This is a genomic window from Streptomyces sp. NPDC005803, assembly GCF_040630435.1.
In the GTDB taxonomy this organism is placed as follows: Bacteria; Actinomycetota; Actinomycetes; order Streptomycetales; family Streptomycetaceae; genus Streptomyces.
Genome location: NZ_JBEXXO010000002.1, coordinates 478,631 through 500,439, shown reverse-complemented (window position 1 = coordinate 500,439; position 21,809 = coordinate 478,631). Strand labels below are relative to the sequence as shown.

Annotated in this window: 20 protein-coding genes; 10 read left to right on the top strand and 10 right to left on the bottom strand. The window is 71.9% G+C overall.

What is annotated here, in order from left to right; all coding sequences use genetic code 11:
- Positions 1–9: 9 nt before the first annotated feature.
- Positions 10–927, bottom strand: coding sequence for a LysR substrate-binding domain-containing protein (locus ABZ454_RS04905; protein ID WP_356318020.1), 918 nt, complete (start codon positions 925–927; stop codon positions 10–12).
- A 96-nt stretch (positions 928–1,023) separates the two neighbouring features.
- Here ABZ454_RS04905 and ABZ454_RS04900 point away from each other — a divergent pair, with 96 nt between their 5' ends.
- Genes ABZ454_RS04900 through ABZ454_RS04890 form a run of 3 tightly spaced genes read left to right on the top strand, consistent with a single transcriptional unit; the run spans position 1,024 to position 4,425 of the window.
- A complete protein-coding gene (locus ABZ454_RS04900; protein WP_359536093.1) occupies positions 1,024–1,731 on the top strand; it encodes a succinate dehydrogenase in 708 nt (235 codons plus the stop codon).
- Between the two features lies 1 nt (position 1,732).
- Complete coding sequence (locus ABZ454_RS04895; RefSeq protein ID WP_359536092.1) at positions 1,733–3,682, top strand: fumarate reductase/succinate dehydrogenase flavoprotein subunit; 1,950 nt, start codon at positions 1,733–1,735, stop codon at positions 3,680–3,682.
- On the top strand, positions 3,679–4,425 hold the full coding sequence (locus ABZ454_RS04890; protein ID WP_356318026.1) for a succinate dehydrogenase/fumarate reductase iron-sulfur subunit: 747 nt from the start codon (positions 3,679–3,681) through the stop codon (positions 4,423–4,425). Before ABZ454_RS04895 ends, ABZ454_RS04890 begins: the two co-directional genes overlap by 4 nt.
- 75 nt (positions 4,426–4,500) lie before the next feature.
- Here ABZ454_RS04890 and ABZ454_RS04885 read toward each other — a convergent pair whose 3' ends face one another.
- Positions 4,501–6,267 (bottom strand): glycosyl hydrolase family 18 protein, encoded by a 1,767-nt coding sequence (locus tag ABZ454_RS04885; protein WP_359536091.1) that lies wholly within the window; start codon positions 6,265–6,267, stop codon positions 4,501–4,503.
- 236 nt (positions 6,268–6,503) lie between these two features.
- Entirely contained in the window at positions 6,504–8,927 is a 2,424-nt protein-coding gene (locus tag ABZ454_RS04880) for an excinuclease ABC subunit UvrA (RefSeq protein WP_359536090.1), read from the bottom strand.
- 136 nt (positions 8,928–9,063) lie between these two features.
- Between ABZ454_RS04880 and ABZ454_RS04875 the strand changes: the two genes are divergently transcribed.
- Complete coding sequence (locus tag ABZ454_RS04875) at positions 9,064–9,552, top strand: hypothetical protein (RefSeq protein ID WP_356318032.1); 489 nt, start codon at positions 9,064–9,066, stop codon at positions 9,550–9,552.
- A gap of 50 nt (positions 9,553–9,602) precedes the next feature.
- Here the strand turns inward: ABZ454_RS04875 and ABZ454_RS04870 are convergent, their stop codons facing one another.
- Positions 9,603–9,818, bottom strand: a complete 216-nt coding sequence (locus ABZ454_RS04870; protein ID WP_356318034.1) for a dodecin — start codon at positions 9,816–9,818, stop codon at positions 9,603–9,605.
- Positions 9,819–10,020: 202 nt separating this feature from the next.
- Between ABZ454_RS04870 and ABZ454_RS04865 the strand changes: the two genes are divergently transcribed.
- The 3 genes from ABZ454_RS04865 to ABZ454_RS04855 all read left to right on the top strand — a co-directional run bounded on the left by ABZ454_RS04865 (position 10,021) and on the right by ABZ454_RS04855 (position 13,140).
- Positions 10,021–11,277 carry an extracellular solute-binding protein gene (locus ABZ454_RS04865; protein WP_359536089.1) on the top strand — a complete coding sequence of 419 codons (1,257 nt, stop codon included), beginning with the start codon at positions 10,021–10,023 and terminating at the stop codon, positions 11,275–11,277.
- A 193-nt stretch (positions 11,278–11,470) separates the two neighbouring features.
- Entirely contained in the window at positions 11,471–12,298 is an 828-nt protein-coding gene (locus ABZ454_RS04860) for a GNAT family N-acyltransferase (protein WP_359536088.1), read from the top strand.
- Positions 12,295–13,140, top strand: a complete 846-nt coding sequence (locus ABZ454_RS04855; protein WP_359536087.1) for a lysophospholipid acyltransferase family protein — start codon at positions 12,295–12,297, stop codon at positions 13,138–13,140. Before ABZ454_RS04860 ends, ABZ454_RS04855 begins: the two co-directional genes overlap by 4 nt.
- Here ABZ454_RS04855 and egtD read toward each other — a convergent pair.
- The 4 genes from egtD to egtA are packed head-to-tail and all read right to left on the bottom strand — an operon-like array spanning position 13,083 to position 17,459.
- Positions 13,083–14,045 carry an L-histidine N(alpha)-methyltransferase gene (gene egtD / locus ABZ454_RS04850; protein ID WP_359536086.1) on the bottom strand — a complete coding sequence of 321 codons (963 nt, stop codon included), beginning with the start codon at positions 14,043–14,045 and terminating at the stop codon, positions 13,083–13,085. The genes ABZ454_RS04855 and egtD overlap by 58 nt on opposite strands.
- A complete protein-coding gene (gene egtC / locus ABZ454_RS04845) occupies positions 14,042–14,797 on the bottom strand; it encodes an ergothioneine biosynthesis protein EgtC (protein ID WP_359536085.1) in 756 nt (251 codons plus the stop codon). The genes egtD and egtC overlap by 4 nt, the downstream gene beginning before the upstream one ends.
- Positions 14,797–16,146 carry an ergothioneine biosynthesis protein EgtB gene (gene egtB / locus ABZ454_RS04840; protein ID WP_359536084.1) on the bottom strand — a complete coding sequence of 450 codons (1,350 nt, stop codon included), beginning with the start codon at positions 16,144–16,146 and terminating at the stop codon, positions 14,797–14,799. The genes egtC and egtB overlap by 1 nt, the downstream gene beginning before the upstream one ends.
- Positions 16,143–17,459 (bottom strand): ergothioneine biosynthesis glutamate--cysteine ligase EgtA, encoded by a 1,317-nt coding sequence (gene egtA / locus ABZ454_RS04835; RefSeq protein WP_359536083.1) that lies wholly within the window; start codon positions 17,457–17,459, stop codon positions 16,143–16,145. The genes egtB and egtA overlap by 4 nt, the downstream gene beginning before the upstream one ends.
- A gap of 147 nt (positions 17,460–17,606) precedes the next feature.
- Here egtA and ABZ454_RS04830 point away from each other — a divergent pair, with 147 nt between their 5' ends.
- Positions 17,607–18,449: a TIGR02452 family protein gene (locus tag ABZ454_RS04830; RefSeq protein ID WP_356318050.1), complete on the top strand. Its 843-nt coding sequence runs from the start codon at positions 17,607–17,609 to the stop codon at positions 18,447–18,449.
- A 108-nt stretch (positions 18,450–18,557) separates the two neighbouring features.
- Here ABZ454_RS04830 and ABZ454_RS04825 read toward each other — a convergent pair whose 3' ends face one another.
- Positions 18,558–19,025, bottom strand: coding sequence for a type II toxin-antitoxin system PemK/MazF family toxin (locus ABZ454_RS04825; RefSeq protein WP_359536082.1), 468 nt, complete (start codon positions 19,023–19,025; stop codon positions 18,558–18,560).
- A gap of 142 nt (positions 19,026–19,167) precedes the next feature.
- On the opposite strand from ABZ454_RS04825, the gene ABZ454_RS04820 reads away from it, so the two are divergent.
- Positions 19,168–19,533: a hypothetical protein gene (locus tag ABZ454_RS04820; RefSeq protein ID WP_359536081.1), complete on the top strand. Its 366-nt coding sequence runs from the start codon at positions 19,168–19,170 to the stop codon at positions 19,531–19,533.
- Positions 19,534–19,622: 89 nt separating this feature from the next.
- Here the strand turns inward: ABZ454_RS04820 and trxA are convergent, their stop codons facing one another.
- Positions 19,623–19,994, bottom strand: a complete 372-nt coding sequence (gene trxA, locus ABZ454_RS04815; RefSeq protein ID WP_356318056.1) for a thioredoxin — start codon at positions 19,992–19,994, stop codon at positions 19,623–19,625.
- Positions 19,995–20,109: 115 nt separating this feature from the next.
- Between trxA and ABZ454_RS04810 the strand changes: the two genes are divergently transcribed.
- Complete coding sequence (locus ABZ454_RS04810; protein WP_356318058.1) at positions 20,110–21,549, top strand: NAD(P)/FAD-dependent oxidoreductase; 1,440 nt, start codon at positions 20,110–20,112, stop codon at positions 21,547–21,549.
- Positions 21,550–21,809: the final 260 nt, after the last annotated feature.

The following is a 21,809-nucleotide window of genomic DNA, read 5'->3' as shown; positions in this document are numbered from 1 at the left end:
GCCGCCGGATCAAGCCCGTCCGGCGGCCGGGGACGGAGCGTCCGCCCAACTGGCCAGGAGCACCCGCTGCAGCTCCCGCGCCGCCCTCGGCGGAGCCACGTCGCTGCGGTGCGCCAGCGCGATCGTACGGCGCAGTCCCGGCCGCGCCAGCGGTGTCGTCCGCAGGTCCCTGCCCGCCCGGGTGGCGACCATGCTCGGCACGACCGCGGCGCCCAGGCCGGCCCGGACGAAGCCGAGTACGGCGTCCATCTCGCCGCCCTCCACCGTGAACGAGGGCTCGAAACCCTCCGCGCGACAGGCGGCGACCGTCAGCTCCCGCAGGTCGTAGCCGTGCCGGAACATCACCAGCGGCTCGCCCTGCAGATCCGCGATCCGCACCGTGCCGCCCCGGCCGGGCCTCGGGCCGTCCGCCGAGGAGACCACCACCAGGTCCTCCTGGAGCAGCTCGACGGTGGTCAGCGCCGGTGAGGCGGCGGGCAGCGGCAGCACCACCAGGGCCAGATCGAGCGCGCCGCGCGCCAGTTCCCGCACCAGGTCGTGCGAGCCTCCCTCCTCCAGCAGCAGCTGGATCCCGGGGTGCAGGTCGTGGAAGGCGCGCAGGACGTCCGGGAGCAGTCCCGTGCAGACACTGGGCGTCGCGCCGAGCCTGACCCGGCCGCGGCGCAGCTGCGCCAGCTCCTGGACCTCGTGCCGCGCCGTGTCGGCGTCGGCCAGGATGCGCCGGGCGAGCGGCAGCAGGGCCTCGCCCGCGTCCGTCAGCGTGATGTTCCCCCGGGCGCGGCTGAACAACTCGGCGCCCAGCTCGTTCTCCAGGGCTCTGATCTGCTGGGAGAGCGAGGGCTGCGACACGTGCACCTCCTCCGCGGCGCGGGTGAAGTGCCGGGCCTCGGCGACCGCGACGAAGTACATGAGCTGCTGGAACTGCATCCACTCATGCTAGCGGCCTGCGATAGGCAGGGCCTATGGAGATGAGCCACTCCATGTCTTGGACTGATCAGGCCCTACGGCCCTAGCGTCGTGTCCATGGCATTGGCAACCCGGACGGAGCGACGGCCGTCCATGACGCGCACGCTCTGGGACTCATCCGTCGGCAAGAAGGCGATCATGGCCGTGAGCGGTCTGATCATGCTCCTCTACTTGGTCGTCCACATGGTCGGCAACCTGAAGATCTTCTTCGGCGCCGACACGTTCAACGGCTACGCGCACTGGCTGCGGGTGATGGGCGAGCCGATCCTGCACCACGAGTGGGCGCTGTGGATCGTGCGCGTCGTGCTGGTCGCCGCGGTGGTCCTGCACGCCGTCTCCGCGTACCAGCTCAGCCGGCGCGACCTCAGGGCGCGTCCCAGCGCGTACGTGCACAAGAAGCCGCGCGCCAGCTACGCCACCCGCACCATGCGCTACGGCGGCATCATCCTGGCGCTGTTCATCGTGTGGCACATCCTGGACCTGACGACCGGAACCGTGCACACCGGCGGATTCCAGTCCGGGCACCCGTACCAGAACGTCGTCGACACCTTCTCCACCTGGTACGGCAACGTCATCTACATCGTCGCCATGCTCGCCATGGGACTGCACGTCCAGCACGGGTTCTGGAGCGCGGCGCAGACCCTCGGCGCCGGCCGTGCGACCCGCGACCGCGTCCTGAAGACCCTCGCCAACGTCCTCGCCCTGGTGCTGACCGTGGGCTTCGTCTCCGTACCCGTCGCCGTCATGACCGGAGTGGTGAGCTGACATGAACGACTACACGGACTACGTGACCGGCGCGCCGGTCACCGACACCAAGGCCCCCGCGGGGCCCGTCGCCGAGCGCTGGGACACCCGCCGCTTCGAGGCCAAGCTCGTGAACCCGGCCAACCGGCGCAAGCACACCGTCATCGTCGTGGGCACCGGCCTGGCCGGCGGCTCCGCCGGGGCCACGCTGGCCGAACAGGGCTACCACGTCGTCCAGTTCTGCTTCCAGGACTCGCCCCGCCGGGCCCACTCGGTCGCCGCCCAGGGCGGCATCAACGCGGCGAAGAACTACCGCAACGACGGCGACTCCGTCCACCGGCTCTTCTACGACACCGTCAAGGGCGGCGACTTCCGCGCCCGCGAGTCCAACGTCCACCGCCTCGCCCAGATCTCCGTCGAGATCATCGACCAGTGCGTGGCGCAGGGCGTCCCCTTCGCCCGCGAGTACGGCGGCCTCCTCGACAACCGCTCCTTCGGCGGCGTCCAGGTCTCCCGTACCTTCTACGCCCGCGGCCAGACCGGGCAGCAACTGCTCCTCGGCGCCTACCAGGCCCTGTCCCGGCAGATCGCCGCGGGCAACGTCGAACTGCACCCGCGCACCGAGATGCTCGACCTGATCGTCGTCGACGGAAAGGCCCGTGGCATCGTCGCCCGCGACCTGGTCACCGGGAAGATCGACACGTACTTCGCCGACGCCGTCGTGCTGGCCAGCGGCGGTTACGGCAACGTGTTCTACCTCTCGACCAATGCCATGAACTCCAACGCCACCGCCATCTGGCGCGCCCACCGGCGCGGCGCGTACTTCGCCAACCCCTGCTTCACCCAGATCCATCCCACGTGCATCCCGCGCACCGGCGACCACCAGTCCAAGCTGACGCTGATGAGCGAGTCGCTGCGCAACGACGGCCGGATCTGGGTGCCCAAGGCCAAGGGCGACGACCGCCCCGCGAACGAGATCCCCGAGGACGAGCGCGACTACTACCTGGAGCGCGTCTACCCCGCCTTCGGCAACCTCGTGCCGCGTGACATCGCCTCCCGCGCCGCGAAGAACGTCTGCGACGAGGGCCGCGGGGTCGGACCCGGGGGCCAGGGCGTCTACCTGGACTTCGCCGAGGCCATCGCGCGGATGGGCCGCGCGAAGGTCGAGGAGAAGTACGGCAACCTCTTCGACATGTACGCGCAGATCACCGCGGAGGACCCGTACGAGACCCCGATGCGGATCTATCCCGCCGTGCACTACACGATGGGCGGGCTCTGGGTCGACTACGACCTCCAGACGACGGTCCCCGGCCTGTTCGCGATCGGCGAGGCCAACTTCTCCGACCACGGCGCCAACCGGCTCGGCGCCTCGGCCCTGATGCAGGGACTCGCCGACGGCTACTTCGTCCTGCCGTCGACCATCAACGACTACCTGGCCCGCAACCCCCACCACGACGAGGTCGACGCCTCCCACCCCGCGGTGGAGGAAGCCGTCGCCGAGACCGAGGACCGGCTCAACCTGCTGCTGGCCGTCGACGGGGACCGCACCCCCGACTCCTTCCACCGGGAGATCGGTGAACTCATGTGGGAGTACTGCGGGATGGCCCGCACGGAGGAGGGGCTGCGCAAGGCGCTCGACCGGATCCCGCAGATCCGCGAGGAGTTCTGGCGCCGCGTCAAGGTCCCGGGTACCGGCGAGGAGTTCAACCAGTCGCTGGAGAAGGCCAACCGCATCGTCGACTACCTGGAGCTCGCCGAGCTCATGTGCCTCGACGCCCTGCACCGCGCGGAGTCCTGCGGAGGACACTTTCGCGAGGAGTCACAGACCGCGGACGGTGAGGCCGCCCGCCGGGACGAGGAGTTCTCGTACGCCGCGGCCTGGGAGTTCGCCGCCACCGGGCAAGCCCCCGTCCTGCACAAGGAAGACCTCGTCTTCGAGTACGTCCACCCCACTCAGCGGAGCTACGCATGAAGCTCACCCTGCGCGTCTGGCGCCAGAAGAACACCGACGCCCCCGGCGCCATGTCCACCTACGAGGTGGACGGAATCTCGCGGGACATGTCGTTCCTGGAGATGCTCGACACCCTCAACGAGGAGCTCATCCTCGCCGGCGACGACCCCGTCGCCTTCGACCACGACTGCCGCGAGGGCATCTGCGGCGCGTGCAGCCTCGTCATCAACGGCGACGCCCACGGTCCGGAGCGCACCACCACCTGCCAGCTCCACATGCGGTCCTTCCGGGACGGCGACACGATCGACATCGAGCCGTGGCGGGCCTCGGCCTTCCCGGTTGTCAAGGACCTGGTCGTGGACCGTTCGGCCTTCGACCGGATCATCCAGGCCGGCGGCTACATCTCCGCCCCCACCGGGACGGCACCCGACGCGCACGCGACCCCCGTGCCCAAGCCGGACGCGGACTTCGCCTTCGAGCACGCCGAGTGCATCGGCTGCGGCGCCTGTGTCGCGGCCTGCCCGAACGGCTCGGCGATGCTGTTCACCTCGGCGAAGGTCAACCACCTCAACGTGCTTCCGCAGGGGGCTCCCGAGCGTGAGACCCGGGTGCTGGACATGGTGGGGCAGATGGACAGTGAGGGATTCGGCGGCTGCACCCTCACCGGCGAGTGCGCCACCGCCTGCCCGAAGGGCATTCCGCTGCCGTCGATCTCCGCCATGAACAAGGAGTGGCTGCGGGCGACCCGCAAGGTTCACCGCTGAGCACCGGAATCCCGGCCCCGGAGGCCGCTCGCCTCCGGGACCGGGAAGTCCCGCACCTCCAAGCGGGTCAGGAGGTCAGGAGGTCACGGAGAGGTCGTCCCCGTAGACCGTGCCCTGCCCGTACCAGCCGTGCAGGTAGACGGTCACCGTGCCGCTCGCCCCGGTGGTGAAGGCGACCGACTGCTTGGCGTAACCGCTCGACGAACCCCAGGTGCTCGCCGAGGCGCCGCCCCGTACGCCGAGGTAGGCGTAGTTCCCCTGCACCCAGCCACTCAGCGTGTATTTGGTGTTGGGGGACAGGGTCAGCGTCTGGGTGCACTCGCCGGTCTGCGACGAGGTGGGGGCCACGGCGAGCGCGTGCGTGCCGCCGTGCACGGGCGAGGAGACGACCGCCGCGCCGGACTCACAGGTCCAGGGACCGAGCGACCCTGTCTCGAAGCCGCCGTTGATCAGCGATCCGGTGCCGCCGCCCGGTCCGGAGACCGTCAGGGTGAAGGACGCCGTGTGGCTGAGCGTGCCCGCCGTGCCGGTCACGGAGACCGTGTACGTGCCGGGCGCGGCCGACGCGGACGCGTTCACGCTCAGCGTCGACGAACCCCCGGCCGTGACCGACGCCGGGCTGAGCGCCGCCGTCACTCCGGCCGGCGCCCCGCTCGTCGTCAGCGCGACCGTCTTGGCGCTGCCCGAGGTGACCGCCGTCTTCACGGTGGCCGTGGCCGAGCCACCCGGTGCGACCGTCGTCGAACCGGGCGACACGGCCACCGAGTAGTCGTCCGTCACCGGACCGCCGCCACCGCTCGTGAACGGGGCGAACGTGTGGCTGAAGTACCAGGTGTCCTGCGCGATCCCGGAGCAGCTGTCGCTCCCGCCGGTGCCGGGGCAGCCACCGTTGTCGCGCTGGAGCGCCCAGAACGACAGCGTGCTGACGCCCTTGGAGACGGCCCAGTTGTAGACCGCGGTGGCATCGGCGGTGGTGAACGTCTCGGCCGGACCGTAGTCGTCGATGCCCGGCATCTCGATGATGCCGGTCATGCCCCACAGCTGGGCATCGGTCTTCGACGGGTAGAGAGCGGCCAGTTGGCCCTTGAGGCCGGTGATCGCCGTCTGGGTGTCCTGCGCCATGTTGTGCGCGGCCCCGTCGTAGTAGTCGAACGTCATGAGGTTCACGACGTCGACCTTCGCCCCGTTGGACACCGCGTTCCGCAGCACCGCGAGACCGCTGTCGGCCAGCCCGCCCGTGGTGGTGGGCAGGGTGTACGAGATCTGGACCGATCGCCCGTTGGCGGCCGCCCAGTCCTGGACCTTCTTGATCGCCTTGTTGCGGCGGTCGATCCCGGCGCTGTTCTCCAGCGAGTTGTCCTCGATGTCCATGTCGAGGCGGGACACGTCGTAGGTCGTGATGACCTTCTCGTACGCCGCCGCGATGGAGTCGACGCTCGTACAGCTGTCGGCGATCTCCGTGCCGCCGTTGTCGGCCGAGTAGCCGCCGAACGACGGGATGACATCGCCGCCGCGCGACCGGATGGTGGTGAAGTCGGCGCCGAACTCGGACGGGGTGATGGCCGTACCGGAGTCGCCGTTCCAGTAGGGGGTGCAGGAACCGCGGGCCTCCGTCTGGATGAAGGCCATCGTCAGGTACTTCGCGCCGGACGCCTGGGAGAGCGCGGCCGGGCTGTCGCCGTTCCACGCCTCGAAGTACGGGGCGAAGACGTGCGCGGGCAGGGGGGTGGCGGCGGTTGCGGCGGCCTGTGCGCCGGCGCCTGATCCGAGGACCAGGCCTGCGGACGCGACGACGGTGGCCAAGGCGCCGAGGACGGCGCCGACTGTTCTTGGACGTCTCATGGGGCAGCTCCCAGCGGGGTGGGACAACGGACGGATCGCACGGCTCGGCCGCGCCCGGTGAGGGGCGCGGCCCGTTCCTGTGATTCCCGGCCGGGGTCACATGCCGCACGGCGAGGAACGACCGTGAGGCATGCCCATGATTGGTCTGGACCAGATAACTGTCAACGTTCTTTACTGTTTCATTTCCCTTCGCCTGCCCGAGTCGGCAACTCGGCTGGCGTGCAGGGGAGTTGTGGTCAGCCGAGCGGAAGCGCGGCCCGCAGATAGGCGGCCGTCCGGCTCTCGTGCGCGCGGGCCACCTCCGACGGAGGTCCCGCGGCGACGATCCGGCCGCCCCGGTCGCCGCCGCCCGGACCGAGGTCGATCACCCAGTCGGCTCCCGCCACCACGGCCATGTCGTGCTCCACGACCACCACGGTGCTGCCCGCGTCGACCAGTCCGTGCAACTGCCGCATCAGCACCTCGACATCGGCGGGATGGAGCCCCGTCGTCGGCTCGTCGAGCAGGTACAGGGTGTGACCCCGGCGGGCGCGCTGCAGTTCGGCCGCCAGCTTGATCCGCTGCGCCTCACCGCCGGACAGCTCCGTCGCGGGCTGCCCGAGCCGCAGATAGCCCAGCCCCACGTCGAGCAGCGTCCGCAGGCTGCGCCCCGCCGCGGGCGTGTCCTCGAAGAAGCCGGCCGCCGACTCCACCGTCAGGTCCAGCACCTGGGCGATGTTCAGCCCCCGCAGGGTGACCTCGAGCGTCCGCGCGTTGTACCGCGCGCCATGGCACTCCGGACAGGGCGCGTACGTGCTGGGCAGGAAGAGCAGCTCCACCGAGACGAACCCCTCGCCCTGGCACGTCTCGCACCGCCCGCCCGCCACGTTGAACGAGAACCGGCCGGCCCGGTAGCCCCGCTCACGCGCCGTGCCGGTCGCGGCGAACAGCTTGCGCACGACGTCGAAGAGCCCGGTGTACGTGGCCAGGTTGGAACGGGGAGTACGGCCGATGGGCCGCTGGTCGACCTGGACCAGGCGGTCCACCGCCGCCAGCCCCTCCGCCGAGGCGCAGCCGGGAGCCGCCCGTTCCACCCGCTGCTCCGGGCCGTCCGTGGTCTGCCGGTCGGCCAGCACGCCCGCGAGCACCTGGCCCACCAGCGTCGACTTCCCCGAGCCCGAGACCCCGGTGACCGCCGTGAACACCCCGAGCGGGAAGGCGGCGTCCACCCCCCGCACGTTGTGCCGGTCAACGCCGTGCAGCCGCAGCCATCCCGACGGGCCGCGCACCTCGCGTACGGGCGCGGGGGCATCGGCGAAGAGGAAGCGCCGGGTGGCCGACTCCGTGACGTCGGCGAGCCCGGCCGGCGGACCGCTGTGCAGCACCCGGCCGCCGTGCTCACCGGCCAGCGGCCCCACGTCTACCAGCCAGTCCGCCTGCCGCACCACGTCCATCTGGTGCTCCACGACGAAGACCGTGTTCCCGGCCTCCCTGAGCCGGCCGAGCACCGCGAGCAGCGACTCCGTGTCCGCCGGGTGCAGACCGGCCGACGGCTCGTCCAGGACGTAGACGACCCCGAAGAGTCCCGACCGCAGCTGCGTGGCCAGCCGCAGGCGCTGGAGCTCGCCGGAGGAGAGCGTCGGAGCCGTACGGTCGAGGCTGAGGTAGCCGAGCCCCAGTTCGGTGACCGTCCCGATCCGGGCCAGCAGATCCCCCGTCAGCACCCGGGCGGCATCGCCCCCGTCCGCCGCCGACAGCAGCTCGGCGAGATCCGTGAGCGCGAGACCCGCCAGCTCCGCGATCGTACGGCCCGCGAAGGTCACCGCCATGGCCTCCGGGCGCAGCCGGCTGCCGCCGCAGACCGGGCAGGGCGCACTGGTCAGGAAGCGCTCGGCCTTCGCCCGCAGGGTGCGGCTCCTGGAATCGGCGAACGTGTGCATCACATAGCGTCGCGCGCTCATGTACGTGCCCTGGTAGGGACGTTGGATCCGGTCCGCGTCGCGCACCGGATGGACGGTGACCACCGGCTGCTCGTCGGTGAACAGGATCCACTCACGGTCGGCGGGGTCGAGCTCGCGCCACGGCCGGTCGACGTCGTAACCGAGGGCGTCCAGCACATCGCGCAGGTTCTTGCCCTGCCACGCTCCCGGCCAGGCCGCGATCGCCCCGGCCCTGATGGACAGCCCGGGGTCGGGGACCAGGAGTTCTTCGGTGGTGCGGTGGATCCGGCCGAGACCGTGGCACTGTGGGCAGGCACCGGCGGCGGTGTTCGGCGAGAAGGAGTCCGAGTCCAGCCGCTCCGCTCCCCGCGGATACTCCCCGGCCCGCGAGAACAGCATCCGCAGCGAGTTGGACAGGGTCGTCACCGTACCGACGGACGACCGGGCGCCGGGCGCGGAGCGGCGCTGCTCCAGCGAGACGGCGGGCGGCAGGCCGGTGATCTCGCCGACCTTCGGTGCGCCCACCTGGTGGATGAGCCGCCGGGCGTAGGGCGCGACGGACTCGAAGTAGCGGCGCTGGGCCTCCGCGTAGATCGTCCCGAAGGCCAGCGAGGACTTCCCGGACCCGGAGACGCCCGTGAAGACGGTGAGGGTGTCACGCGGGATGTCGACCCGCACGTCCCGCAGATTGTTCTCGCGTGCGCCGCGGACCCTGACGTACGGGTCGTGGGGGGTGGGCATGGGGGCGGGCTCCGTACGGTTCGGGGCGGGCTGACCGGGACAAACGGTTCGATTCTAGGTGCCGGGCCCGGTCGGGAGAGGCGCGGCCGGACGTGCCGGGTCGCCGGACGCCGCCAGGCCTTGGTTTGCTGGGCACATGAGAGACGACGACCGGCCGCTGGCCGTATTCGACCTGGACGGCACGCTCGCGGACACCGCCCACCGCCAGCACTTCCTGGAGGGGACCCGGCGCGACTGGAACGGCTTCTTCTCCGCGGCGCCCGACGATCCGCCGCTGCCCGAAGGGGTGGGGCTCGCCCTGAGCAGCGCCGAGGAGTGCGAGGTCGTCTATCTCACCGGCAGGCCGGAGCGCTGCCGCGAGGACACGGTGGCCTGGCTGGCCCGGCAGGGGCTGCCCGAGGGGCGGCTTCACATGCGGCGCGACGACGACCGCCGGCCGGCCCGCAGGACCAAGCTGGAGATCCTGCGGCGGCTGGGCCGGGACCGTGCGGTACGGATGCTGGTGGACGACGACGAGCTGGTCTGCGACGCCGCCGAACTGGCCGGGTTCACCGTGGTACGAGCCCGCTGGACCCGCGCCTCGCCCGCCCTGAAGGACGCGCAGGAGCGCGAGGGGCGCACCTGATCGCACGCAGCGGGCGGCCCGCTGTCCTGCCGAGGCACGGGCGGGAGCCGCTACTCCTTCTCGTCGAGCCGGAAGCCCACTTTCAGGCCGACCTGGTAGTGCTCGATTCGGCCATCCTGGATCTGGCCGCGCACCTGGGTGATCTCGAACCAGTCGAGATTGTGCAACGTTTCCGAAGCTCTTGCGACGCCGTTGCGGATCGCCGCGTCGACGCCCTCATGGGAGGTTCCTACGATCTCCGTGACGCGATACGTGTGATTTGACATGGTATTTCTCCTCTCGCCCTTACCAAGGTGCCCCACCTCGGCGAGGTTCGCGAGAGATCGCGGAGTGCCCGCCCGTCCGGAACCGCCCTTGACCGGAGGATTGGTCCATACCAAAATCCAGCCACGCCCGTGCGAGCGCAGCCCGCAGTCCCCCACACCGGGTCCGCAACTCTGTCCTGCCGTTTCGCAGAAGGTGACCCCCGTGAAGAACCGCATGCTCGTCGGAGCGATAGCCCTGATTTCCACCGTCACGCTGGGCGGGTGCGGAATGCTCCCCGGCTCGGACGGCGCGGGCGACAAGAAGGTCACGATCTGGCTCATGAAGGACAGCGTCACCGCCGATTTCCTGGACCGCTTCAAGAAGTCGTACGAGGACGAGCACTCGTCGGTCGAACTGGAGTTCAAGATTCAGAGCTGGAGCGGCATCGGACCCAAGGTTCTCGAAGCGCTGGGCGGCAAGGACACCCCGGACGTCATCGAGGTGGGGAACACCCAGGTCGCCCAGTACGCCGAGAGCGGCAATCTGCGCGACCTCACCCTGGAGTCCATGCGTGACCTGGGCAGCGAGGACTGGCTGCCCGGCCTCGCCGAACCGGGCAGCATCGGCGGCGTCCAGTACGGAATTCCGTGGTACGCGGCCAACCGGGTGGTGATCTACAACAAGGACCTGTTCGAGCAGGCGGGAATCAAGAGCCCGCCGAAGACCCGCAAGCAGTGGATCGAGGACAGCGAGAAGCTGAACCACGACGGCAACCAGGGCATGTATCTGCCGGGCCAGAACTGGTACGTGCTCGCCGGATTCATCTGGGACGAAGGCGGCGAACTCGCCGGTGACAAGGGCGGCGACTGGCAGGGCGCGCTCGACACCTCCGCCGCGCTCAAGGGCATGGACTTCTATTCCGAACTCCAGGCCCTGGGCGACGGACCCAAGGACGCGGACGAGGAAAAGCCGCCGCAGAGCGATGTGTTCGTCCGGGGGAACGTCGCACAGATCATCTCCACCCCCAGCTCCGCGGCCCTGATCGAGAAGGCGAACCCCGAACTCAAGGGAAAACTGGGCTACTTCCCGATACCGGGCAAGACCGCGAAGGCCCCCGGTTCCGTATTCACCGGTGGCTCCGACCTGATCATCCCGCAGAAGGCGGACCAGCGCAGCGCGGGATTCGAGGTCATCAAGGCGCTGGCCGGGGCGAAGTGGCAGGAGGAACTCGCCAAGACCATGAGCTACGTGCCCAACAAGTCCTCCCTGGCCCACGTCATCGAAGGGGAGGAGAGCACCTCCGCGATGGCCGCGGGCGCCGCACGCGGGCACGCCACCCCCAACTCGCCGCAGTGGGCCGCCGTCGAGGCCGCCAACCCGATCAAGCCCTACATGACGGCGGTCCTCCAGGGCGGAGACCCGGCGAGCGAGGCGAAGAAGGCGTCCGAGAAGATCACCGCGCTGCTCGCGGGCAGCTGACCCGGCAGCCGGCTCACTGCCCCGCGCCGCGCGGCGGGAGCGCCGCGCAGCGCGGGATTCAGCCGTCGCACATCCTGGCTCCGCATGGCGGACACGTCGAATCCAGCCGGTCACGGAAGAAGTAAGGAGCCGGGCCCCCGCATCCCGTGGTGGCCCGGCAGCCGCCCTTGCCGACCCGTCCCCGGAGTCCGCCATGCATGCGCTGCCCACCGCCTCCCCGGCCGTTCCCGCCCCCGCCCGGTCCGTTCCGGGACAGCCGCCCCACCGGACCGCCCCCGCCGCGCCGCCGCGCTACCGTGTCTCGCTCGCCGTGGACCAGGCGGAGATACGCGCTGCCCAGCGCCTGCGCCACCAGGTCTTCTCCGCCGAGTTCGGCGCCCGGCTGGACGGTCCCGAACCGGGCCTCGACAGCGACGCGTTCGACGCGTACTGCGACCACCTCCTGGTCCGGGAGACGGCCACCGGCGAGATCGTGGCCACCTACCGGCTGCTGCCGCCCGAGCGCGCCCGCATCGCGGGACGCCTCTACGCCGAGAGCGAGTTCGACCTCACCCGGCTCCAGGCCGTCCGGGACGACCTGGTCGAGGTCGGCCGCTCCTGCGTCCACCCGGCCCACCGCGACGGCGCCGTCATCGCACTCATCTGGGCGGGTCTGGCCCGCTACATGGAGCGCAGCGGACACAACTGGCTGGCCGGCTGCTGCTCGATCCCCCTCTCCGACGGCGGCACGGCGGCCGCCAGGGCCTGGGAGACCGTACGGACGAAGCACCTGGCACCCGAGGAGTACTGGGTCTCACCGCACCGCCTGTGGCAGGCCCCGGCCGCCCGCCCCGGCGCCCCGAAGGGCCCCGCCGGGCTCCCGCCCCTGCTGCGCGGCTACCTCCGGCTCGGCGCCCGGGTCTGCGGCGCTCCCGCCCACGACCCCGAATTCAACGCCGCCGACCTGTACGTCCTGCTCTCGCTCCGCGCCACGGACCCCCGCTACCTGCGCCACTTCCTCTCGCTCGCCCCGCAGCAGTGAACCCCTGGCTGCCCACCTCGCCCTGCACCCCGCCCGGCTGCGCCACGCACGAAGGCCCCGCCCGGGGCCCGCTCCCGGCAGCGGTCCTGCTGTTCGCCGGGTGCGCACTCACCCTCACCGGCGCTCTCACCGCCCCGCTCGCACTGCTCCTGGGCCCGGCCCCCCGGGAGCGGCTGATCCGGGCCTGGGCGCGCGGGGTGGTGCGGGCCTTCGGCGTACAGGTGCGCGTGGTCGGCCGTCCGGACGCGCACCGGGGCGGACCGGGGGTTCTGGTCGTCGCCAACCACGTGTCCTGGCTGGACATCCCCCTGATCGCGGCCGTGTGCCCCGGCCGGATGCTGGCCAAGAGCGACATCCGGCACTGGCCGGTGCTCGGCGCTCTGGCCACGCTCGGCGGCACCCTCTTCGTCGAGCGCGAACGGCTGCGCGCCCTGCCCGCGGCCGTGCACGCCATCGCCTCCGCGCTACGGGGCGGGGGACGCGTCGTGGTCTTCCCGGAAGGCAGCACCTGGTGCGGGCGCGGCCCCGGCGGCCGGTTCCGGCCCGCCGCCTTCCAGGCGGCGATCGACGCCGGCGCGACGGTCCAGCCGGTCCGCGTCCGCTACCTCGGCGCTCCCGCCGGGCACCGGGTCCCCGCCGGAGCGGCCGCGTTCGTGGGTGACGATCCGCTGGCCGTCTCCCTGTGGCGGGTGGTGCGGGCGGCCGGCCTGACCGCCGAGATCGTCGTCCTGCCACCGATCCCGGCGGGCAGCGTCCGAGACCGCCGCGCACTGGCCCGGCTGGCTCAGTCCACGGTGGCCAGCGACAGTGCGAACCTGCCCGCCGAGTCGGTCCACCACTGAGTCAACCGCAGCCCCGCACCGGCGAGTTCATCACGCACTCCGTCCTTGCGGAACTTCGCCGACACCTCCGTCCGCATCTCCTCACCGGCCTCGAACGACACCACCAGATCCAGCTCCGGAACCTTCACCGTGAGGGCCCGGCGGGCCCGCAACCGCATCTCGATCCACTCGCGGCGCGGGTCCCACCGGGCCACATGCTCGAAGTCGTCCGGCACGAAGTCCGCGCCCAGCTCCCGGTCGACGACCGACAGGACGTTCCGGTTGAACGCGGCCGTCACCCCGGCCGCGTCGTCGTACGCCGCGACCAGCACCTCCTCGTCCTTCACCAGATCCGTACCGAGCAGCAGCGTGTCGCCGGGGGACAGCAGCGACCGCACCGACGACAGGAAGGCGGCCCGCTCGTCCGGCAGCAGATTGCCGATGGTGCCGCCGAGGAACGCCACCAGGCGGGGCCCCGGAGTCTGCGGCAGGGACAGTTCCGCCGTGAAGTCGGCGATCAACGCGTGCACCGACAGCTCCGGCCGCTCCTCCAGCAGCGCCTTCGCCGCGCCGCGCAGCGCGCTCTCGCTCACGTCGACCGGCACGTAGCTGTGCAGCCCCGGCAGCGCGTCCAGCAGGTGCCGGGTCTTCTCCGAGGAACCCGAGCCCAGTTCCACGAGCGTGCGCGCACCGGAGGCGGCCGCGATCTCGGCCGCCCGGCCGATCAGGATCTCCCGTTCGGCGCGCGTCGGGTAGTACTCGGGCAACCGGGTGATCTCCTCGAACAACTCGCTGCCGCGGGCGTCGTAGAACCACTTGGGAGGCAGCGTCTTGGGGAGCCGGGTCAGACCGTTCAGCACATCGGCGCGCAGCGCCGCGTCCGTCGCGTCCACCGGCAGGGTACGGGTCAGCAGGAAGGGACTCACTCGGTGGGCTCCTTGAGCGGGGTCAGCAGGACATCGGCGCGGGTGGCGGTCAGCAGCGTGCGGTCGGGGACCTCGGACCACCGTGGATCGTCGTCGTACGGCTCCGAGGCGACGACCGTGTGCCGGCCGGGCTCGGCCAGGTACCACAGGGAGTCGCCCCAGGCCGTCGCCACGACGGCGCGGCCGTCGGTGAGCAACAGGTTGAGCCGGGATCCGGGCGCCGCGCCGGCGACCTCCAGCACGGTGTCCGCGACAGCCTCAGCGAGCGCGTCACCCAGCGCCAGCCGGTGCTGCACGAGCGCCCACACCAGCGCGGAGTCGCTGCGCGCGGTGAGCCCGAGCAGCTCGGCCGGGGGAAGCGCCGCCGCCAGCGGCGCCACCGATCCGGGCCAGCCCTTCACCGCGCCGTTGTGGCTGAAGAGCACACCGCCACCGCTGAAGGGCGCGGCCGCCGCCTCGCCGTCCGGATCCGCCTCGGTGGCGTCCCGGACCGCGGCGAGCAGAGCCCGGCTGCGCACCACCCTGGCCAGATCGGCGAACGTCTGGTCGCCCCAGACGGGACCCTGCCGGCGGTACCGTCCCGGCACCGGGTCCCCGTCCGCGTACCAGCCGACACCGAAACCGTCCGCGTTGACGGTCCCGTGCCGCTGCCGTCGAGGTTCCCAGGACTGCCGCACCAGCGAGTGCTCAGGCCGCGTCAGCACCGCACCCAGCGGTACCGGGGGCCCCACGTACGCAATATGACGGCACATCACATGTCCCTGGCGGTGCGGAATCCGGAGAAGATCTGGCGCCGCACCGGCAGGTCCCAGTTCCGGAACGTCCCCCGGCACGCCACCGCGTCCACCGCGAACGAACCGCCCCGGAGCACCTTGTGCTCCGGACCGAAGAAGACCTCCGAGTACTCGCGGTAGGGGAACGGCGCGAAGCCCGGGTACGGCAGGAAGTCGCTCGACGTCCACTCCCACACGTCCCCGATCAGCTGCCCGGCGCCGGACGGGGAGCGCCCGGCGGCGTACGCCCCCGCAGGCGCGGGACGCAGATGACGCTGGCCGAGATTGGCGCGCTCCGGAGTCGGTTCCTCGTCGCCCCACGGGAAGCGCCGGGAGCGCCCGGAGCCGGGGTCATGGCGGGCCGCCTTCTCCCACTCGGCCTCGGTGGGCAGCCTGCGCCCGGCCCAGCGGGCGTACGCGTCCGCCTCGTACCAGCTGACGTGCAGCACCGGTTCGTCCGCCGGGACCGGCTCGGTCACCCCGAAGCGGCGGCGCAGCCACTGCCCGGCCTCCCGGTGCCAGAACAGCGGGGCCGTCAGCCCGTGCTCGCGCACCATCGCCCAGCCCTCGCCCGCCCACCACCGGCGCTCCGTGTAGCCGCCGTCCTCGATGAACGCCTGGTAGGCGCCACAGGTCACCGGCGCGGTGTCGATGAAGAATCCCGGGACCTCGCGCCGGTGCGCGGGGCGCTCGTTGTCCAGGGCCCATGGCTCCGTCGACGTGCCCATGGTGAACGGGCCGCCGGGCACCAGGACTTCCGGTGGCAGGGCAGTCGCGTCGGCAGCCCGGGGCGGTGGTGGCGCACTCAGTGCGGCAGGACCCGAGCGCAGCTGATGGGTGATCAGCATCGTCTCGTCATGCTGCTGTTCGTGCTGGGCGATCATCCCGAAGACGAAGCCGGACCTCACCAGTGGGCGGCCGCCCAGGGGAGTGGACTCCAGTACGTCCAGCGCCCGGCCCCGTACCTCCGAGGCGTAGGTACGGGCCTCCGCGGGCGTCAGCAGCGGCAGGGAGGGCCGGGTGGCCCGCGGGTGCTCGAAGGCGTCGTAGAGTCCGTCGATCTCCGGGCGCATGGCCTCGCGCCCGGCGACGCCGCGCAGCAGCCACAGCTCCTCCTGGTTGCCGATGTGCGCGAGGTCCCAGACCAGGGGCGACATCAGCGGGGAGTGCTGCGCGGTGAGTTCGTGGTCGTCCACGCTGTCGGTCAGGAGACCGGTGCGCTCGCGGGCGGTGAGCAGCGCGGCGACCGCGCGCTCGCGGAGCACCTCGGGGTCCTGGCCGTCCGATTCCTGCGCGCGGTACGGCGACGGGGTGGCGGAGTCGGTCATGAGAGGGCCCCCTTCGGGTGGGCCGGACCGAGGTGAGGGTCAGCCGTGAGCCGTTCCCCCAGGTCGTCGGCCGGACATCGGCCCCGTGCGACATAACGGTCCCTGAATCCGGCCACCGCGTCCTGGACGGCCCGTGTCGCTCCCCTTCGCGGCAGCGCCTCCAGGGCGAGGTCGAAGCAGGTGGTCGCGGCCGCCCGCAGTTCCGGATCGGTGAGCCCGTCGCGGGCGGCCGCGGTCCACAGCGGATTGCGGGGCGCGGCCAGCGGGCCCGCCGACTCGGCCAGGGGTTTGACGGTGCGGTACACGGTCTCGGCTGCCTCCGGGTCGTCGAACAGGGCAGTGGTGACGGCGAGCGGCACGAGCCAGCCGTCGTCACCGGGCTGCGCGTCGATCATGCGCAGCTCCAGGTGTCCGCGCGGGCGAACCGGCGGGAACAACGTGGTGATGTGGTAATCGAGATCGGCCCGGACAGGGCGCCGCGGTTCCCCCCGGCGGATCCAGTCACGGAAGGTGAGCCCCTCGGGCACGGCCCAGGGCCCCTCGTCGTCCCGGATGCACAGGACGGGCGTGTCGAGCACGTGGGCCGCCCACGCCTCGCGGGGCGGCATCTGCCCCGCCGGGGCCAGCGTGCGCAGCGGATCGAGATCGGCCCACAGCGACTGGCGCGCGGACCGCCACGGCGTCGGCCTCCCCAGCCGGAACGGCGAGTTGGCGAACGCGGCCACCAGCACCGCACCCAGCAGATGGGACAGCTGCCAGCGCCGCCCGTACCCGAGCGGCCCCGGTTCCTCCTCTCCGGCGTCCAGACAGACCTGGACGGACGCGGTCGTGCACATCATGGCGCGGCCCGCCGGACCTGACCGGTCGAACGCGGCCTCCATGGCGTCGTAGCGGGGCCGGCGCAGCAGCCGGCGCGGCGGATGCCAGGGGTCGACGCCGAACCCGGCCGGAGCGAGGTCCAGCCGGCCGAGGGCGTCGCGCACGGCGACGAGATCGGCGGCCATGTCGTTCACACAGGCCATGAGTGAGCCGGCGGGGCGCGAGCTGAGCTCCAGCTGGCCGCCGGGTTCGAAGGTGAGCGCCGCGTTCAGGGGCAGCGCCCGGACGGCCGTCGCGGCCGCTTCGAGACGGTCGTGCGGGACGGGAAGGTGGGGCCGGTCGCGGTCGTGCAGGAGCCATTCGAGCTCGACGCCCACCAGGCGGGGCGGCCCCGTCTTGAAGCAGATGCAGCGCAGTAGATCCTCGGCCTCGTCCTCGCCGATGAGGGTGGTCTGTCCGGGCGGACCGTGTCCGTCCGATGTGTGGGATGACATGCCGGGCCTCCTGTTCCGGTGCGTCCGTCCTACCCAAACCGTTGCCGGGAGATCGCACAAGGGTGCCCCTGTGCATCGGAAATTCACTTGCGCTCACGCCGTGGGTGCGTCGACGATGCCCCGTATGCACCATAAGGGGGAGGGCCGGTGAGCGCCCGGCTGCGCGGCATCGCGCGAGAGAACGAGACCATCGTCGAAGCAGGTCACTACCGCACGCCGGGTGGCCGGACGGTCAGCATCGAGCGTGCGCTGACCGTGGCCCTCTCGGGAACCAGGCTCTACGGCCCCGAGCCGGTGCCCGTGGCGGCACTGGACGGGAACCGCACACCGCGCATCGAGGTCACCGGCGAGAGCAGTCTGCAGGCGGCCGCCCGGATGACCGGCGAGGAGCCGGGCAAGATCGCCGTCCTGAACTACGCCTCGGCCCGCAACCCCGGCGGCGGTTACCGCAACGGGGCGCAGGCGCAGGAGGAAGCCCTGTGCCGCGGTTCCGCCCTGTACGCGACGTTGCTGCGGGCCCCCGAGTACTACGCCCACCACCGGGCCGAACGCAGCGCCTTCTACACCGACCGGGTCATCCACTCACCGGGCGTACCCGTCTTCCGCGACGACCGCGGACGGCTGCTCGAAGACCCGTACACGGCCGGATTCCTCACCTCGCCCGCTCCCAACGCCGGGGTGATCCGCAGCCGGACCCCGGAGTCGGCGCACCGCATACCCGCCGCCCTCGCCTCGCGCGCCGAACGGGTGCTGGAGGTCGCGGCGGTGCGGGGCTACCGCAGGCTCGTCCTGGGCGCCTGGGGCTGCGGCGTGTTCCGGAACGACCCGGCCGAGGTGGCGGGAGCCTTCCGCGCGCTGCTCACCGACGGTGGCCGCTTCGCGGGTCACTTCGAGCAGATCGTCTTCGGAATCCTCGACCGGGACAAGGCTTCGCCCACCAGGGACGCCTTCGACCGGGTGTTCGCCGGCGAGGGGCAACTCTCACGCTGACGTTGAGCCATAGGCTTGGACGTCAGCCGGGGTGCCGGGCCTGGGCCGTTCGGGTCGGCGGGCCCCCCACGGCGGCGGAGAGCCGGCCGTGACGGGCGCCGCCGGCGGTCACCGCCAGCCGTAGAGCTCCCGCAGCCGCCCGACGACCAGGTCGAACCTGTCCCGGTCCAACGCGCACGCCTCACGCCGCATGCCGTCCTCGTGCACCCGCAGAACCCGGTCCAGATCCACCCACGACGGGCGGCCCGAACTGTCCCAGGGGCCCGCCCCCAGCGCCACCCACTCCCGGTCCTGGTCGTGCTGCTTGCTGGAGAGCTGCACGGCGAGCAGTGTGCCCGACCCTTCGCGGGCGACCACGAGAACCGGACGGTCCTTGCCGCGGCCGTCGTTCTCCTCGAACGGCACCCAGGTCCAGACGATCTCGCCCGGATCGGGGTCGCCGTCCCGGTCGGGGGCATACGAGGTGCGGACCGGGCCCACGTCGTGCGGATCGGCCTGGGAGGTGGCGGTGGGACCGGCCTGGCCGGGGAAGCCGGCCGTGCCGTCATTGCTGGGGCTGCGGTGCTGGATGGTCATCGCAACACCGTAGGACCTGCCCGCCACCTCGCAGGGAGCGGGTCCGCCCTACGGTCTGCGGGCCGCTCGGACCGAGGCCGGCCCGACCGGTCGCCAGCGCGGCGACATGCGTGGCGGACGCCCCGTGCTTAGCGTCATGAACATGAGCCATCCGCAGAGTTACGAGATCCTGCTGGTCCCCGCGTTCGCCGACGGCAAGGGCGCGGCGGGCGAGGGAGCCGGCACGAAGGATTCCGGCACCGGGGAATCCGGCGTCGACGAGCCGGACACGAAGGATGCGGGCCCCGGCAGTCCGGGCCCCGGTGAGGCCATCCGCTCGGCGGTCGTGGCCGCCACCGGTGAGACCGGAGAGTCGGGATACCCCCGGTACGCCGGCGACGGGATGGTGGCGGACATCGACCCGGCCACGCACACCGTCGAGGCCCTGCTGATCGACGGATCCGAGCTCGACTACGGACTCTCGGTCCGCGTCTCGGAGCGGAACGTGGACGGCGACGCCGACCGCTGAACCCGCCGGGCCTCGGACGCACGCCCGGCAGCGGTCAGGGCCCGGCCGTCACCGGCCGGGCCCTGACGCACGCGCGGCGTCGGCCTCGCCTACTTCTGTTCCTTCTGCTGGTCCTCGATGGACTTGCGGACCTCGTCCATGTCCAGCTTCCGGGCCTGGCCGATCACGTCCTCCAGTGCGGCCTCCGGCAGCGCGCCCGGCTGCGAGAAGACGGCCACGTTGTCCCGGACGATCATCAGCGTCGGGATGGACCGGATCTCGAAGGCCGCCGCCAGCTCCTGCTGGGCCTCCGTGTCCACCTTGGCGAAGACCAGGTCCGCGTGACGCTCGGAAGCCGAGTCGTAGACGGGCGCGAACTGCCGGCACGGGCCGCACCAGGAAGCCCAGAAGTCGATCAGGACGAACTTGTTGTCACTGACGACCTCATCGAAGTTTTCCTTGGTGAGCTCTACGGTGCTCATGCTGTGCTACCTCTTCCTGTGCCCGTTTGGACGTGTCCGGGACAACGGTGGCCGTGCTTGCGCTATTCCGCCTGCCCATGTGGCCCCCGCGCACACCCATGACCAGAATGGGCCCATGACACATGCTGAGCAGCCTGTTAATTACGACGTAGTGGTCATCGGTGCGGGTCCGGTGGGTGAGAACGTCGCCGACCGCGCCCGGGCCGCCGGCCTGACCACCGCCATTGTGGAGTCCGAGCTCATCGGCGGCGAGTGCTCGTACTGGGCCTGCATGCCGAGCAAGGCTCTGCTGCGCCCCGTCGTCGCCCGCGCCGACGCCCGCCGCGTCCCGGGCCTCGCCGCCGCCGTCCAGGGCCCGCTGGACACCGCCGCCGTGCTCGCGCACCGCGACACGTACGCCTCGCACTGGAAGGACGACGGCCAGGTCGCCTGGCTCGAAGGCATCGGCGCCGACATTTTCCGGGGTCACGGCCGGCTGACGGGACCCAAGGAGGTCACGGTCGCGGCGCCCGACGGCACGGAGCACCGCCTCACGGCCCGGCACGCGGTGGCCGTGTGCACGGGCAGCCGGGCCGTCGTCCCCGACCTGCCGGGCGTCGGCGAGGCCCGCCCCTGGACCAGCCGGGAGGCGACGAGCGCCAAGGAGGTGCCCGGCCGGCTCGTCGTCGTCGGCGGGGGAGTGGTCGGTGTGGAGATGGCCACCGTCTGGGGGGCTCTGGGCGCCGAGATCACCATGCTGGTCCGCGGTCAGGGGCTGCTGCCCCGCATGGAGCCGTTCGCCGGCGAGCTGATCGCCGAAGCGCTGACCGCCGCGGGGGCCGACATCCGCATGGGCGTCTCCGCCACGTCCGTGCAGCGCTCCGCTCCGGACGGGCCGGTCACGGTGGAACTCGACAACGGCGAACGGATCGAGGCCGACGAAATCCTCTTCGCCACCGGCCGCGCCCCGCGCACCGACGACCTGGGCCTGGAGACGGTCGGCCTGAAGCCGGGCTCGTGGCTCACCGTCGACGACAGCTGCCGGGTCGAGGGCACCCCGTGGCTCTATGCCGTCGGCGATGTGAACCACCGGGCCCTTCTGACCCACCAGGGCAAGTACCAGGCGCGCATCGCGGGCGCCGCGATCGCCGCCCGCGCCCGGAGCGTCCCGCTCCTGGAGACCGACCGCTGGGGCGCCCACGCGGCCACCGCCGATCACGCGGCCGTCCCCCAGGTCGTCTTCACCGACCCGGAGGCCGCCTCGGTCGGCCTGACCCTCGCCGAGGCGGAGCAGGCCGGGCACCGGGTCCGGGCCGTCGACCACGACCTCGCCGCGGTGGCAGGCTCCGGCCTGTACGCGGACGGCTACCAGGGCCGCGCCCGCATGATCGTCGACCTGGACCGGGAGATCCTGCTCGGGGTCACGTTCGTGGGCCCGGGGATCGGCGAGCTGCTGCACTCGGCGACGATCGCGGTCGCGGGAGAGGTCCCCCTCGACCGCCTGTGGCACGCGGTGCCCGCGTACCCGACGATCAGCGAGATCTGGCTGAGGCTGCTGGAGACGTACCGCGGTTGAGGGCTTGACGGCTAAGGCCGCGTCGGCGCCCCGGAGGTCGGTGTCCCGTCCTCCTGAACGAACGCCGGCGTGAAGGCGTGCTCGCCGCTGTCCATGAGGGCGTGCTCGCCGCAGTCCAGGCTGTCGGCGGGCACGTCATCGCGCGGGCGGACGGCATCGCGTGTGCGGACGGCTGGGAGGTCTCGGGCGCTGCGGCCCTGGTGACACGGCGAGGGCGGGGCCGTGGCTGCGACGGGGGCGGGGCTGCGAGGGGGGCGGGG

What these genes read in the sequence shown, in the direction of transcription:
- ABZ454_RS04905 (WP_356318020.1), bottom strand. Translation starts at nt 927, where the DNA reads ATGCAGTTCCAGCAGCTCATGTACTTCGTCGCGGTCGCCGAGGCCCGG.
- ABZ454_RS04900 (WP_359536093.1), top strand. Translation starts at nt 1,024, where the DNA reads ATGGCATTGGCAACCCGGACGGAGCGACGGCCGTCCATGACGCGCACG.
- ABZ454_RS04895 (WP_359536092.1), top strand. Translation starts at nt 1,733, where the DNA reads ATGAACGACTACACGGACTACGTGACCGGCGCGCCGGTCACCGACACC.
- ABZ454_RS04890 (WP_356318026.1), top strand. Translation starts at nt 3,679, where the DNA reads ATGAAGCTCACCCTGCGCGTCTGGCGCCAGAAGAACACCGACGCCCCC.
- ABZ454_RS04885 (WP_359536091.1), bottom strand. Translation starts at nt 6,267, where the DNA reads ATGAGACGTCCAAGAACAGTCGGCGCCGTCCTCGGCGCCTTGGCCACC.
- ABZ454_RS04880 (WP_359536090.1), bottom strand. Translation starts at nt 8,927, where the DNA reads ATGCCCACCCCCCACGACCCGTACGTCAGGGTCCGCGGCGCACGCGAG.
- ABZ454_RS04875 (WP_356318032.1), top strand. Translation starts at nt 9,064, where the DNA reads ATGAGAGACGACGACCGGCCGCTGGCCGTATTCGACCTGGACGGCACG.
- ABZ454_RS04870 (WP_356318034.1), bottom strand. Translation starts at nt 9,818, where the DNA reads ATGTCAAATCACACGTATCGCGTCACGGAGATCGTAGGAACCTCCCAT.
- ABZ454_RS04860 (WP_359536088.1), top strand. Translation starts at nt 11,471, where the DNA reads ATGCATGCGCTGCCCACCGCCTCCCCGGCCGTTCCCGCCCCCGCCCGG.
- egtC (WP_359536085.1), bottom strand. Translation starts at nt 14,797, where the DNA reads ATGTGCCGTCATATTGCGTACGTGGGGCCCCCGGTACCGCTGGGTGCG.
- egtB (WP_359536084.1), bottom strand. Translation starts at nt 16,146, where the DNA reads ATGACCGACTCCGCCACCCCGTCGCCGTACCGCGCGCAGGAATCGGAC.
- egtA (WP_359536083.1), bottom strand. Translation starts at nt 17,459, where the DNA reads ATGTCATCCCACACATCGGACGGACACGGTCCGCCCGGACAGACCACC.
- ABZ454_RS04825 (WP_359536082.1), bottom strand. Translation starts at nt 19,025, where the DNA reads ATGACCATCCAGCACCGCAGCCCCAGCAATGACGGCACGGCCGGCTTC.
- ABZ454_RS04820 (WP_359536081.1), top strand. Translation starts at nt 19,168, where the DNA reads ATGAGCCATCCGCAGAGTTACGAGATCCTGCTGGTCCCCGCGTTCGCC.
- trxA (WP_356318056.1), bottom strand. Translation starts at nt 19,994, where the DNA reads ATGAGCACCGTAGAGCTCACCAAGGAAAACTTCGATGAGGTCGTCAGT.
- ABZ454_RS04810 (WP_356318058.1), top strand. Translation starts at nt 20,110, where the DNA reads ATGACACATGCTGAGCAGCCTGTTAATTACGACGTAGTGGTCATCGGT.